Here is a 13,003-nt window from a genome sequence, read left to right on the forward strand (position 1 = left end):
TCCCACCATTTGTGGCGGGTTGCCTCAATCTTGCCCAATTTGTGCCTTCTTTCGCCCCGCCCCGCAATGCTCCGGTCTGTTTTGCTTATATAATGTGGCACATTCGCGGCGGGAGTGTCGCTTGATTGCATCAAGATTACTTAAAAAAATGGACCGCCCGGGGGGGCGGCCCAAGATGTTGTGGGTGAGGGAAATTCAGGCCCAAGGGCGGGTCGTGGCGGTCTTTGCTTCATAACTGTCGATCGCGGCGGCCTTTTCCAGGGTCAGGCCGATGTCGTCCAACCCGTTCATCAGGCAATGCTTGCGGTGGCTGTCCACCTCAAAGCCAAAGCTTTGCCCGTCCGACGTGGTGACGGTCTGCGCCAGCAGGTCAATGGTCATGCGGGCATTGGCGCCGCGGCGGGCATCGGCCATCAGAACGTCAATCACGTCCTGCGGCATTACGATCGGCAAGATGCCGTTCTTGAAGCAATTGTTATAGAAAATATCGGCAAAACTGGTGGCGATCACGCAGCGGATGCCGAAATCCAGGAGCGCCCAGGGCGCGTGTTCGCGCGATGAGCCGCAGCCGAAATTGTCGCCCGCAATGATGATCTCGGATGTGCGGTAAGCGGGCTGGTTCAGCACGAAACCCGGGATCTCGGCCCCGTCTTGCGTATAACGCATCTCGTCAAACAGGTTCTTGCCAAGGCCCGAGCGCTGGATAGTTTTGAGAAACTGCTTGGGGATAATCATGTCGGTGTCGATGTTGACCAGCGGCATCGGGGCCGCAATTCCGGTCAGAGTGGTGAATTTGTCCATCTTGGTTTCCAATCGGTGCCCACAAGGCGCGCGGCCTTCGGGGGTGTCTGGTTTGCGTATGGCGCGTGTATGGCACGCCTATGGCATATGGCCTGACGTTCGCAGGCGTGGCGCGCGCTGCGCACAAGAGGCGTGGCGCGCGCCGGGTCAGCGGTCAGAAACGGGCGGCGGGGTGAACCCCGCCATCCCGGCTCACATCAACTCGCGCACATCGGTCAGGTGGCCGGTCAGTGCCGCCGCCGCTGCCATCGCGGGTGACATCAGGTGCGTGCGTCCGCCCCGGCCCTGACGCCCCTCAAAGTTGCGGTTGCTGGTCGCGGCACAGCGCTCGCCCGGGGCCAGCTGGTCGGGGTTCATCGCAAGACACATCGAGCACCCGGCCAGACGCCATTCGAACCCGGCGTCGATGAAGATCTGTGCCAGACCCTCTTCTTCCGCCTGCGCCCGCACCAGACCCGAACCCGGCACCACCATGGCGCGGATACCGTCTTTTTTCTTCTTGCCCTTCAGGATCGCGGCGGCTGCCCGCAGATCTTCGATCCGGCCATTGGTGCACGATCCGATGAACACGGTGTCGATGGTGATATCCGACAGCTTCATGCCCGGCGTCAGGCCCATGTAGTCGAGCGAGCGTTGTGCCGCCTCGACCTTGCCGCCGGTGAAATCGGTGGCCGCTGGCACGGTGCCGGTGATCGGCAGCACATCCTCGGGCGAGGTGCCCCATGTCACCACCGGAGCGATGTCTTCGCCTTTCAGCGTGACAACCTTGTCCCAATGGGCATCGTCATCGGAAAACAGGGTTTTCCAATAGGCAACCGCTGCCTCCCACTTCGCCCCTTTCGGCGCGTGCGGGCGGCCCATGCAATAGGCAAAGGTCTTTTCATCCGGCGCAATCAGACCGGCGCGTGCGCCGCCCTCGATCGCCATGTTGCAGACCGTCATCCGGCCTTCCATCGACAGTTCGCGAATCGCCTGACCGCAGTATTCGATGACATAGCCGGTGCCGCCTGCGGTGCCGGTGGCCCCGATCACCGACAGGGTGATGTCCTTGGCGGTGACGCCGGGGCGCAGCGATCCGGTGATTTCCACCTTCATGTTCTTGCCCTTGCGCTGGATCAGCGTCTGGGTCGCCAGCACATGTTCCACCTCGGACGTGCCGATGCCATGCGCGAGGCTGCCGAATGCGCCATGGGTCGCGGTGTGCGAATCGCCACACACCACGGTCATGCCCGGCAGGGTCCAGCCCTGTTCAGGGCCGACGATATGCACGATGCCTTGCCGGACATCGGACACCGGGTAGTAGTTGATGCCGAAATCGCGGGCGTTCTTGTCCAGCGCGTCGACCTGAATCCGGCTGTCTTCGGTCATGGTCGCAGCATTGGCGCGGTCCAGCGTGGTCGGCACGTTGTGATCGGGCACGGCGATGGTCTTTTCCGGCGCGCGCACGGTGCGGTTGGTCATGCGCAGACCTTCAAACGCCTGCGGGCTGGTGACTTCGTGCACCAGATGGCGGTCGATATACAGCAAACAGGTGCCGTCTTCGGCCTGATGGACGACATGGTCGTCCCAGATTTTATCGTAGAGTGTACGCGGAGCGGTCATGGCTCTCACCTTATGCTGGGATGGCTTTTGAAAAGGGCAGGGATCAGCGCCCCAAAGGACGCAGGGTCAGCATCAGAGGCGCGCAAGCACGCTGCAGGTCATGCCGAAAAAGCGGGCGGGAAGCCGCGCACGGTCGGTGATGTTGAAATAGATGAACCCGGTCATGGCGCGCTTGATACGCGCAAATCCGCTGTCAGGCAAGGTTCCATCAGGGGCTTTGCATCCGTCTGCGCTTGCGCACCGGTGAAATCGGCGCTATGGCCCCCGGCTTGCCCGTTTTGTTGAGGTTGCGCCCCAAGGGTGCTACCCTAGGGGCTGTCCCGGCGCCGGGGGTGGATCGGCGCGTCAGATGGAGGACGATGTCCTGTCTCACTCAGATCCTGCGACCGGGCTTCCGGTCGGACCCCGGGCCAACCGCTTGAGCGGCCCGGATTACACCGCCGAACAGTTGCTGGAGGCGGTTCTTGCCTCGGTTGACGATGACAAAGCCGAAGGCATCGTGCAGATCGACCTGCGCGGCCGGTCAGACGTGGCCGATTACATGGTGATCTGCTCGGGCCGGTCGTCGCGTCAGGTGGCGGCGATTGCCGAAAAACTGGCCGACCGGATCAAGCAGGGCTTTGGCTTGGTCTGCAAGATGGAAGGCAAGGAAACCGGCGACTGGGTGCTGATCGACGCGGGCGATGTGATCGTCCATGTGTTCCGCCCCGAAGTGCGCGACTTCTATCAGCTTGAAAAGATGTGGCTGCCGTCGGGCGACGCGCTGCGCGGGTCGGTCGTCTAGACCACATGCGGGTGCATCTTTGCGCTGTGGGCCGGTTGCGCACCGGCCCCGAACGCGCGCTGATCGACGACTATGTGACACGCTTTGACCGCTCTGGCCGGGCGCTGTCCCTTGGCCCACTGACCGAGCATGAGGTCGAGGACAAGCGCGGCGGCGGAATGGCGGCCGAGGCGGAGCTGCTGGCACGTGCCGTGCCGGCGGGGGCGCTTCTGGTGACGCTGGACGAACGCGGCGCGCTGGTCACGAGCCCGGAGTTTGCCGGGATGCTGGCGCGCTGGCGCGACGACGGGCGGCAGGATCTGGCCTTTGTGATCGGCGGCGCGGACGGGATTGATCCGGGGCTGCGCGGACGGGCCGATGCCTCGCTCAGCTTTGGCAAGATGGTCTGGCCGCATATGCTGGTGCGGGTGATGCTGTGCGAACAGCTGTACCGCGCGGCGTCGATTCTGGCGGGGGCGCCCTACCACCGCGCGTAGGCGCTGGTGGAGCGTGCGGATGCCTCCGGCGGGAGTATTTTTGCCAAGATGAACGGGCTTAGCGCAGGCTTGCCCATCTGTGCTGCGCTTTGGTTTCCACCGCGCAGGGGCGGGCGGCGCGCAGGCGGAGGAGGGCGGTGTCGGGGTCTTCGCCTGCATCTGTGAGCAGCCGCAGCACCGCCATGCCGGAGCGGCCGCAGCCGCCCATGCAATGTACCAGCACCCGGCCGCCATGGGCCAGAATCGTTCGGGCGCGGGCCGATGTTTCGGGCCAGAGTGCTGCGGTTGCGGGTTTTGGCGTGCCGAAATCCGGCACTGGCAGGTGCGCCCACGTGATGCCCGCTGCGGCCAGATCTGTGGGCAGACTGGCCGCGCCGCCGGTCGCCAGTTCCAGCTTTGAGGTCATGGTCATGACCAGTATGGGCTGCCACGCCAGCAGGGTGGCAAGGTCGCCTGCATAGTCGCCCGTCCGCCCCGGCATCGGGCAGAGCGCGAGGGTGCCGCCAAGGGCGGGAATTTCTGCAATCTCAAGGGTCATCATCGGGCCTTCGGGTGGACGCGGGCGGTTGCAACGCCTAGGTTGGGGCAAGCAATCTTCCCGGAAGGCAGTATGTCTGACACTCCCGAAAAATCCTATCAGGTTCTGGCGCGGAAATACCGGCCCGCCACTTTTGCCGATCTGATCGGGCAGGAGGCGATGGTGCGCACGCTGAAGAATGCCTTTGCCGCCGACCGCATCGCGCATGCCTTTGTGATGACCGGGGTGCGGGGGGTCGGCAAGACCACCACGGCGCGCATTATTGCCAAGGGGCTGAACTGCGTGGGGCCGGATGGCAGCGGTGGGCCGACGACGGAACCATGTGGCGTCTGTGAGCCGTGCCGCGCGATTGCCGAGGGTCGCCATGTCGATGTGATGGAGATGGACGCCGCCAGCCGCACCGGAGTGGGCGACATTCGCGAGATCATCGATTCGGTGCACTACCGCGCGGCGTCGGCGCGCTACAAGATCTACATCATCGACGAAGTGCACATGCTGTCGACCAGCGCCTTCAATGCGCTGTTGAAAACGCTGGAGGAACCCCCGGCGCATGTGAAGTTCATCTTTGCCACCACCGAGATCCGCAAGGTGCCGGTCACGGTGCTGTCGCGATGCCAGCGCTTTGATCTGAAACGGATCGAGCCTGAGGTGATGATGGCGCACCTGAACCGCATCGCCGGGCTGGAGGGGGCATCGCTGGCGGCGGACGCCATGGCGCTGATCACCCGTGCGGCGGAAGGGTCGGTGCGCGACGCCATGAGCCTGATGGATCAGGCGATTGCCCATGGTGCGGGGGAAACGACGGCGTTGCAGGTGCGCGCCATGCTGGGGCTGGCCGACCGGGGCCGGGTGCTGGACCTGTTCGACCTGATCATGAAGGGCGACGCGGCCTCGGCGCTGACCGAGATTGCCGGGCAATATGCCGATGGCGCCGACCCGATGGCGATTCTGCGCGATCTGGCCGAGATCACCCATTGGGTGTCTGTGATCAAGATCACGCCCGAAGCCGCCGAAGACCCGACCACCCCGCCGGATGAGCGGGCGCGGGGGCTGGATATGGCGCAGCGCCTGCCGATGCGCAGTCTGAGCCGGATGTGGCAGATGCTGCTGAAAGCGATCGAAGAGGTGGGGCTGGCCCCCAATGCGATGATGGCGGCGGAAATGGCGATCATCCGGCTGACCCATGTGGCCGATCTGCCCGACCCTGAAACCCTGATCCGGCGTTTGCAGAACAGCTCTGGCCCGGTGCCGGGGGGGCCGGTAGTGGGCGGCGCGCCTGCGGGTGGGGGCGGTGGCTCTGTGCACGGCGCGGTGCTGCGTGCGCCGTCGGCCCCGATGCGCGGGCCGATGATGAACGGCGCAGGGCAGGTGATGGCGCTTGCGGCCGAGCAGGTGGTCTATGCGACGTTTGATCAGGTGGTGGCGCTGATCCGCGACCGGCGTGACATGAAGCTGCTCTATGAGGTTGAAGAGGGTGTGCGGCTGGTCCGCTACAGCCCCGGCCGGATCGAGTTTGAGCCGTCGCCAAAGGCAGGCTCCGATCTTGCCGCCCGTCTGGGCCAGCGTCTGCAAGCCTTTACCGGCCAGCGCTGGGGGGTGTCGGTGGTCTCGGGCGGCGGTGCGCCGACCCTTGCCGAGGCCCGCGACGCGGGCCGCGCACAGGCCGAGGCCGAGGTGTTGCAGACCCCGCTGGTGCAGGCGGTGATGCTGGCCTTTCCCGGCGCAAAGATCGCCGAGATCCGCACCGCCGAAGATCTGGTGCAGGCCGCCGCCGCCGAGGCGCTGCCGGAAGTCGAAGATGAATGGGATCCGTTCGAGGATAGCTGAGAGGATGATACGATGCTGAAGGGTTTGGGCGGTCTTGGCGATATGGCCGGGATGATGAAGAAGGCGCAGGAGATGCAGACCCGCATGGCCGAGATGCAGGACGAGCTGTCGCGCATCGTGGTCATTGGCGAGTCGGGTGCGGGCCTTGTGCGGGCGCGTGCCACCGCCAAGGGCGAGCTGACCGGGCTGGAGATTGATCCGTCGATCTTTGTCGCCTCGGAAAAAGAGGTGGTCGAGGATCTGATCCTTGCCGCCGTCAAGGATGCACAGGCCAAAGCGGCCGAGCGCAGCCAGTCGGAACTGGCCAAGCTGACCGAAGGTCTGGGTCTGCCCGCTGGCATGAAATTGCCGTTCTAGGGAATGTCCGGCCCCCCGCGCGAAATTGAGGCCCTGATTGCGCTGATGGCGCGGCTGCCGGGGCTTGGGCCACGGTCGGCGCGGCGGGCTGTGCTGCATCTTTTGAGGCGACGCGATCAGGTCATGGCCCCGCTGGCGCAGGCGATGGCCACCGTGGCGCTGAGCGCGCAGGATTGCCGGATCTGCGGCAATATTGGCACCACCGACCTTTGCCCGGTCTGCGACGACCCGCGCCGCGCGACGGGCGAAATCTGTGTGGTCGAAACCGTCGCCGATCTGTGGGCGATGGAACGGGGCGGCGCGTTCAAGGGCCGCTATCACGTGCTGGGCGGTACGCTTTCTGCGCTGGATGCCATCGGGCCAGAGGATCTGCGCATTCCCGATCTGGCCGAACGGGTCCGCACCGAGGGCGTGGCCGAGGTGATCCTGGCGCTGAATGCCACCGTCGATGGCCAGACCACCGCGCATTACATCGCCGATGCGCTGGCCAGCTCGGGCGTGCAGATCAGCAGTCTTGCGCAGGGGGTGCCGGTCGGCGGCGAGCTGGATTATCTTGACGATGGCACCATCGGCGCGGCCCTGCGCGCGCGGCGCCGGGTGTAAACCTGACGGACGACTTGCCGCAGGCGCAGCTTCCCTCTGGACAGGCGGTGACAATTCGACAACCTATGGGCGATAAGGTCCGGGCCGGCACCAACACTTGCATCACTCGGAAGCGGGCTTTCGCCCTCCGACCCGGAGGGTGAAAATACCGTCGTCCGGAGGATCTGGCCAACTCATTGGTGTGAAATGCAGATTGTTTACTTGAATGGCAGAAGTCTGCAATTGACGTGGCGCGAAGTGCAGACGCAATTCCGCCATCCGCTGTTTGTCGGCATGATCCTGATGCTGGAGCTTTGTATCGTTCTGATCGGTCCCTATGATCATTTGCTGAATTTTGACGCCCTGCAACTCGCGATCTTTTACGCGGTTGCCTTCACCAGCTTTACAGCGGCGCTGTACGGTGCGTTTTACATCTGCCACCAATGTGGCTGGCGCGCATACAGCCTGTTCACCGTCACTTTCGGCTGTGTGGCGGCCACGGTCTGCGGGTTGAGCGTGGCCCTGGTGCTGGGTGCGCCAATGCCCGGGTTCAGGGATATGGCACTGGTGACCGGGTTCAATTTGGTGTTCTGCTATCTGGGCGAGGTGATCCAGTCGACGTTCATCATTCCGCGTGTGCTGGCCGATCTGCGTGGCCGTCCGCAAAAGGCCGTGCTGGCCGAGTTCATCACCGCGGAGGCCGGAGCCTTGCCGCATCAGCCGGTGCGCTTTGGACCGGGCACCATTCCGCCGCCGATCTTTGCCGGACGGCCGGCCGAAATGCTGCCCCTGAAAGCCGCGTCGGTCACGCTGTTTGGCCAGGTTTTCCGGACCAGCAGCATCAGCCTGATCGCGGCAGAAGAGCATTACGTTGCCGTGATCCTGCAGGATGGGACGCGCCATTTGTTGCGGGGCAGGATCGCCGATGCGGTGGCATCGTTGCCGCCGGATCTGGGGCAACGGGTGCATCGCAGCTATTGGGTGGCCACTGCCGCCGTTGCCGGTTTCCGCCCGGACAAACCCGGCGCGCAACTGGTGCTGACCACGGGCCAGACCCTGCCGGTCGCCCGCCCGCGCCTTGCTGCCATCCGTGACTGGGCCGAGGCGGCGGCGGAGCGGAGCAAAGCCGGGCAGGGCACTGCACGGCCCGTCAAACCGGAGGGACGCAAGGCCAAAACGCGCAAGGCACCCCAAAGGGTGCCCCATGTCTCATCCTGACACGCCGTTCCGCGCTCAGCGGCGCGGATCTTCGTCATCCTCATCTTCGTCGTCATCATGCTGCGGCAGGTTGAAAAAGCTTTCCGCATCCGAGAAATCGGCGGGCTTTTCTTCTTTTTCCTGACGCGCGAACACTTCCAGCCCCGACGGCATCTTCGGCTCGTCCGACATGCCCAGCGACTGCTCGGTTGACACCAGCTTGCGGCGCTCGTCATCGCTCATCACCACGCCCTCAGAGGTGCGGCGGCGCACGGCGGCCTGAACCGCAGTGTCCAGCTCGGACTGTTTGCACAGGCCAAGCGCCACCGGATCCACCGGGCTGATGTTGTTGATGTTCCAATGCGTGCGCTCGCGGATCGCCTGAATCGTCGGCTTGGTGGTGCCGACCAGCTTGCCGATCGCGCCATCCGACAGTTCCGGGTGGAACTTGACCAGCCACAGAATGGCGGCCGGACGGTCCTGCCGTTTCGACAGCGGGGTATAGCGCGGGCCACGGCGTTTTTCTTCACCCACCGCTGCCGCGTTGAACTTGAGCTTGAGCTTGTAGAGCGGGTCTTTCTGACCCTTCTCGATCTCGCCCGCGTCCAGCTGGTTGTTGGCAACCGGGTCAAAGCCCTTGACGCCGGGGGCCACATCGCCATCGGCAATGCCCTGCACTTCCAATTCGTGCATGCCGCAGAAATCCGCGACCTGCTTGAATGACAGGGTGGTATTGTCCACGAGCCAGACGGCGGTGGCCTTTGCCATAAGCGGCTTGTTCATGCCCAACTCCTTTACAAATCTCTCCCGTGCCGGGAAAACGGCTGCAAGCCTTGGCCTGCGATTTCCACGATGTCGGGAATTCAAGGCTCATATAGGCGGTTTTGACGGATAGGGGAAGCGAAAATGCGGGGGCTGTGGCTGGCACAGATATTTGCGGCGGCGCTGATCTGCGCAAACAGCGGGGGCGCGCGGGCCGAGGGCGAGCGCGCAGGTGACTTCGACTATTACGTGATGGCGCTGTCATGGTCAGCCAACTGGTGCGCGCTGGAGGGCGACGCGCGGCGTGATCCGCAATGCGACCGGGGCCGGGGCACGCCGTTTGTGCTGCACGGGCTGTGGCCGCAATATGAGCGCGGCTGGCCCAGCTATTGCCGCACCAGGGCCGCCGACCCGTCGCGCAGCGACACAGCGGCGATGGCCGATGTGTTCGGCGGGGCAGGGGCGGCGTTTTATCAGTGGAAGAAACACGGGCGCTGCTCGGGTTTGCCCGCGCGCGACTATTACGGGCTGGCGCGCAGGGCATTCACCTCGATCAACATTTCCCCGGTGTTTCCAAAGGTCAACAAAGACCTGAAAGTTCCGGCAACGGTGATCGAAGGCGCGTTTCTGGAGGCCAACCCCGGCTTGCAGCGCGATCAGGTGACTGTCACCTGCCGCGCGGGCATGATTCAGGAGGTCCGCATCTGCCTGACCCGCGATCTTGCCCCCCGCCGCTGCGGCGCGGATGTGATCCGGGATTGCACCTTGCAGGATGCGGAACTGAATGCCGTGCGCTGATAAAAAAACGCGCCCGGAAGGGCGCGTTTTTTGCGGTCACGGGGGGCAGCGCGCTCAGGTCTCCGGCACCAGAATCTCGCGTTTGCCGACATGGTTGGCGGCTGTGACCACCATCTGCTCTTCCATCTGTTCCACCAGTTTCGCGGCCTTGTTATAGCCGATCCCCAGCTTGCGCTGGATATAGCTGGTCGAGCATTTGCGGTCCTTGGCCACAATCGCCACGGCCTGATCGTAGAGCGCGTCATCGCCGCCCTCGCCGGTGGACAGGCCCAGCACCACGTCGATGTCGCTGGCCGAATCCTCATCCGGGCCTTCAACCACGCCCGACATATAGACCGGCGGGCCAAAGGATTTCAGATGGTTGACGATTTCCTCAACCTCTTCATCGCTGACAAACGGCCCGTGAATCCGGGTGATCTTGGCGCCGTTGCCCATATAAAGCATGTCGCCCATGCCCAGAAGCTGCTCGGCGCCCTGTTCGCCAAGGATCGTGCGCGAGTCGATCTTGGAGGTGACCTGAAACGAAATCCGGGTCGGGAAGTTCGCCTTGATCGTCCCGGTGATCACATCGACCGAAGGCCGCTGCGTCGCCATGATCAGGTGAATGCCGCTTGCCCGCGCCATCTGCGCCAGACGCTGGATGCAGGCCTCGATCTCCTTGCCGGCCACCATCATCAGATCGGCCATCTCGTCGACGATCACCACGATATAGGGCAATGCGACCGGCGCGAATTCTTCGGTTTCGAACACCGGATCGCCGGTATCTTCGTCAAACCCGGTCTGAATGGTGCGCTTGAACATCTCGCCCTTGGCCAGCGCCTCGCGCACCCGGCCATTGAAGCCTTCGATATTCCGCACGCCCATTTTGGACATCTTGCGATAGCGCTCTTCCATCTCGCCCACGACCCATTTCAGGGCGACAACCGCCTTTTTCGGGTCGGTCACCACGGGCGACAGCAGGTGCGGGATGCCGTCATAGACCGACAGTTCCAGCATCTTGGGGTCGATCATGATCAACCGGCATTCCTCGGGCGACAGCTTGTAGAGCAGCGACAAGATCATCGTGTTGATCGCCACCGATTTTCCCGAACCCGTGGTCCCGGCGATCAGCAGGTGGGGCATCTTGGCCAGGTTGGCCACAATCGCATCACCGCCAATGTCCTTGCCCAAAGCCAGCGGCAGGCGCATGTTTGAATCGCCAAAGTCGCGGGCAGCGATGATTTCACGCAGGACCACCTTTTCGCGGGTGGCGTTCGGCAGTTCGATGCCGATCACCGACCGACCCGGCACGGTGGACACCCGCGCGCTCAGGGCAGACATGGAGCGCGCGATGTCATCCGCCAGCCCGATCACGCGGCTGGCCTTGAGGCCCGGCGCAGGTTCCAGCTCATACATCGTGACCACGGGGCCGGGGCGCACAGAAACGATCTCGCCCTTGACGCCGTAATCATCCAGCACCGATTCCAGCATCCGCGCGTTTTCTTCCAGCGCCTCATCCGACAGCGCAAACCGCTCTACCGTCGAGGGGCTCGACAGCAGCGACAGCGGCGGCAGCTCATAGGGTTGGCTTACGGCCGCGTCAAAGCGCATGCGCGGCTGGCTTTCGGCCACCGCCTGCCGGGATGGGGTCATCGGCTTTTTCACGATATGCTGCACCACCGGCTTGCGCACTTCGGCCACCGGGATGCGCGGCGGCATCGCGGTCATGACCGGCGATTTCACGCGCGGGATCACCGGGGTCGGGTCATAATCCGGCTCGTAATTGTCATCCGGCTGCCAGTCAGTGCTGTCCTCATCGTCAAAGGCGGGTTCGGGCGGCAGTGGGGCAGACAGCTCGGGGGTAAAGATATTGTCCGCATCTTCCCAGTCTTCGACCGCAATCTCCGGCTCTGGCGTATAGGTCCGGGGCAAAGGAACCACACGCGGCAGCGGGGCGGCCGGCACCTGAGCAGCGGGCACATGCGCTGCGGTCAGCGGCGGCTCTGGCGGCAGACCGGCGGTGACCACCGGCGGTGGCACCGGCACCGGCTTGCGCGTGTCGGCGATCAGCGGCTGCGGCCCGCGCAAGCGCTGGGTCAGGCTGCGCGCCACCGGCGGCTCACGCCGGGCCTGAACGGCGGTGGTGACCGGGTTCAGCACCGGGCCGGGATGGCGCATGCGCGAGCGGATCGCGTCAGAGATCCGCGCCTTGATCCGGTCATCATTCGGGGCCATTTCGTCGGAAAACTCTGGCAGCACCGGCTCCACCAGTTCCGGCTCCGGCTCGCTGCGGCGCATCAGCTGCGGCATCCGTGCCAGCAACCCGGCCTTTTCGCGCGGCGGCGCGTAATGCGCGGCCTCTGCCATAGGCTCGGGATAGCGCGGATCGGCGCGCAGGGTGCTGCGCAAGGCCGAAGGCCGCCCCCATTCCGACGCATGGGCCGCCGCCTCGGTCACCGGGGCTGGCGTGGCCTTCGCCCCCGCCGCGCGGTGGATGGCCGCACTGCGACCGCCCGCAGGGGCCATCACCGGCGCCTCGGGCACATCATCCCAATCCTGCGACCGGGTGGCCGCGCGGTAGGCCATCGCCTCGGCCTTGGCTGCCCGCCGTTCGGCCAGCGCCTCGGCCGCGCGCGAGGTGCCGCGCCCGGCCAGATTAAGCACCGTGCCATAGGCAAAGATCGTGCCCACCGCGAGGAAGCGGGCAATCACCGACAGCTCCAGCAGCGTGAACCCAGTCACCCAGAGCCCCATCACCAGCAACAGCCCGCCCAGGATCAGCGAAAACAGCGTCAGGCCGACCCCGGCACTGACCGGGGCCACCCCCAGCAGCGTGCCCAGAATCGTATCGCCAAACAGCCCGCCCAGACCAAACGAATGCGGCCAGCCCGAACCGGGCACCAAGGTAGCGGCAAAGACCGAGGCGAGGGCCACCGCGATCACCGCAAACACGATGCGCCCCACAGCCCGCTCGGCCCCGCGATGCGTCACGAACCGCACGCCCCAGACGCCCAGGATCACCGGAAGCATCCACGCACCCTTGCCGCCGATGATCATCAGCGTCGAGGCCACGGCGGCGCCAAACCGGCCCAGCATGTTGTTGGCAGGCTCATCCGTCGCCACCATCCAGCCCGGATCTTCCGGCGAATAGCTTCCCAGCATCAGCGCAAACAGCACCGCCACGGCCAGCAGCCCCAGCCCCATCAGCTCGCGCCCCCGGCGTTCCAGCATGGCAGCAGTGTCCTGATCCAGAAGAGGGTCGCGTTGACGCATGTTGATGGATGCCATGACCTTACCTGT

General features: G+C 64.6%; 12 protein-coding genes. 7 read left to right on the plus strand and 5 right to left on the minus strand.

Annotated features, from left to right (window positions below; genetic code table 11):
- Positions 1–195 precede the first annotated feature (195 nt).
- Positions 196–801: a 3-isopropylmalate dehydratase small subunit gene (gene leuD / locus J2X53_RS00585; RefSeq protein ID WP_349035546.1), complete on the minus strand. Its 606-nt coding sequence runs from the start codon at positions 799–801 to the stop codon at positions 196–198.
- Positions 802–993: 192 nt separating this feature from the next.
- Positions 994–2,403: a 3-isopropylmalate dehydratase large subunit gene (leuC, locus tag J2X53_RS00590; protein WP_349035547.1), complete on the minus strand. Its 1,410-nt coding sequence runs from the start codon at positions 2,401–2,403 to the stop codon at positions 994–996.
- 418 nt (positions 2,404–2,821) lie between these two features.
- Here leuC and rsfS point away from each other — a divergent pair, with 418 nt between their 5' ends.
- Both rsfS and rlmH read left to right on the plus strand, forming a co-directional pair.
- Entirely contained in the window at positions 2,822–3,187 is a 366-nt protein-coding gene (gene rsfS / locus J2X53_RS00595) for a ribosome silencing factor (protein WP_349035548.1), read from the plus strand.
- A 5-nt stretch (positions 3,188–3,192) separates the two neighbouring features.
- Entirely contained in the window at positions 3,193–3,663 is a 471-nt protein-coding gene (gene rlmH, locus J2X53_RS00600; RefSeq protein ID WP_349035549.1) for a 23S rRNA (pseudouridine(1915)-N(3))-methyltransferase RlmH, read from the plus strand.
- Between the two features lie 58 nt (positions 3,664–3,721).
- Here the strand turns inward: rlmH and J2X53_RS00605 are convergent, their stop codons facing one another.
- Positions 3,722–4,201, minus strand: coding sequence for a protein-tyrosine phosphatase family protein (locus J2X53_RS00605; RefSeq protein ID WP_349035550.1), 480 nt, complete (start codon positions 4,199–4,201; stop codon positions 3,722–3,724).
- Positions 4,202–4,273: 72 nt separating this feature from the next.
- On the opposite strand from J2X53_RS00605, the gene J2X53_RS00610 reads away from it, so the two are divergent.
- The 4 genes from J2X53_RS00610 (at position 4,274) to J2X53_RS00625 (ending at position 8,185) form a co-directional block, all read left to right on the plus strand.
- Positions 4,274–6,028 carry a DNA polymerase III subunit gamma/tau gene (locus tag J2X53_RS00610; RefSeq protein WP_349035551.1) on the plus strand — a complete coding sequence of 585 codons (1,755 nt, stop codon included), beginning with the start codon at positions 4,274–4,276 and terminating at the stop codon, positions 6,026–6,028.
- 12 nt (positions 6,029–6,040) lie between these two features.
- Complete coding sequence (locus J2X53_RS00615; protein WP_118150230.1) at positions 6,041–6,385, plus strand: YbaB/EbfC family nucleoid-associated protein; 345 nt, start codon at positions 6,041–6,043, stop codon at positions 6,383–6,385.
- Between the two features lie 3 nt (positions 6,386–6,388).
- The gene (gene recR / locus J2X53_RS00620; RefSeq protein ID WP_349035552.1) at positions 6,389–6,988 is read left to right on the plus strand and encodes a recombination mediator RecR; all 600 of its coding nucleotides are present in this window, start codon (positions 6,389–6,391) and stop codon (positions 6,986–6,988) included.
- Between the two features lie 222 nt (positions 6,989–7,210).
- Entirely contained in the window at positions 7,211–8,185 is a 975-nt protein-coding gene (locus J2X53_RS00625) for a LytTR family DNA-binding domain-containing protein (protein ID WP_349035553.1), read from the plus strand.
- Positions 8,186–8,200: 15 nt separating this feature from the next.
- Here J2X53_RS00625 and J2X53_RS00630 read toward each other — a convergent pair whose 3' ends face one another.
- A complete protein-coding gene (locus J2X53_RS00630) occupies positions 8,201–8,947 on the minus strand; it encodes a cell cycle transcriptional regulator TrcR (protein WP_349035554.1) in 747 nt (248 codons plus the stop codon).
- A 123-nt stretch (positions 8,948–9,070) separates the two neighbouring features.
- Here J2X53_RS00630 and J2X53_RS00635 point away from each other — a divergent pair, with 123 nt between their 5' ends.
- The gene (locus tag J2X53_RS00635; protein ID WP_349035555.1) at positions 9,071–9,724 is read left to right on the plus strand and encodes a ribonuclease T2; all 654 of its coding nucleotides are present in this window, start codon (positions 9,071–9,073) and stop codon (positions 9,722–9,724) included.
- A 54-nt stretch (positions 9,725–9,778) separates the two neighbouring features.
- On the opposite strand, the gene J2X53_RS00640 is transcribed toward J2X53_RS00635, so the two are convergent.
- The gene (locus J2X53_RS00640) at positions 9,779–12,991 is read right to left on the minus strand and encodes a DNA translocase FtsK 4TM domain-containing protein (RefSeq protein ID WP_349035556.1); all 3,213 of its coding nucleotides are present in this window, start codon (positions 12,989–12,991) and stop codon (positions 9,779–9,781) included.
- Positions 12,992–13,003 lie beyond the last annotated feature (12 nt).

Source organism: Pseudotabrizicola sp. 4114 (genome assembly GCF_031457365.1).
Lineage (GTDB): Bacteria > Pseudomonadota > Alphaproteobacteria > Rhodobacterales > Rhodobacteraceae > Pseudotabrizicola.

Excerpts from the sequence above, each read along its gene's own strand:
- rlmH (WP_349035549.1), top strand. The coding sequence starts at position 3,193 with ATGCGGGTGCATCTTTGCGCTGTGGGCCGGTTGCGCACCGGCCCCGAA.
- J2X53_RS00630 (WP_349035554.1), bottom strand. The coding sequence starts at position 8,947 with ATGAACAAGCCGCTTATGGCAAAGGCCACCGCCGTCTGGCTCGTGGAC.
- J2X53_RS00640 (WP_349035556.1), bottom strand. The coding sequence starts at position 12,991 with ATGGCATCCATCAACATGCGTCAACGCGACCCTCTTCTGGATCAGGAC.
- J2X53_RS00635 (WP_349035555.1), top strand. The coding sequence starts at position 9,071 with ATGCGGGGGCTGTGGCTGGCACAGATATTTGCGGCGGCGCTGATCTGC.
- J2X53_RS00610 (WP_349035551.1), top strand. The coding sequence starts at position 4,274 with ATGTCTGACACTCCCGAAAAATCCTATCAGGTTCTGGCGCGGAAATAC.
- recR (WP_349035552.1), top strand. The coding sequence starts at position 6,389 with ATGTCCGGCCCCCCGCGCGAAATTGAGGCCCTGATTGCGCTGATGGCG.
- J2X53_RS00615 (WP_118150230.1), top strand. The coding sequence starts at position 6,041 with ATGCTGAAGGGTTTGGGCGGTCTTGGCGATATGGCCGGGATGATGAAG.
- J2X53_RS00605 (WP_349035550.1), bottom strand. The coding sequence starts at position 4,201 with ATGACCCTTGAGATTGCAGAAATTCCCGCCCTTGGCGGCACCCTCGCG.
- leuD (WP_349035546.1), bottom strand. The coding sequence starts at position 801 with ATGGACAAATTCACCACTCTGACCGGAATTGCGGCCCCGATGCCGCTG.
- leuC (WP_349035547.1), bottom strand. The coding sequence starts at position 2,403 with ATGACCGCTCCGCGTACACTCTACGATAAAATCTGGGACGACCATGTC.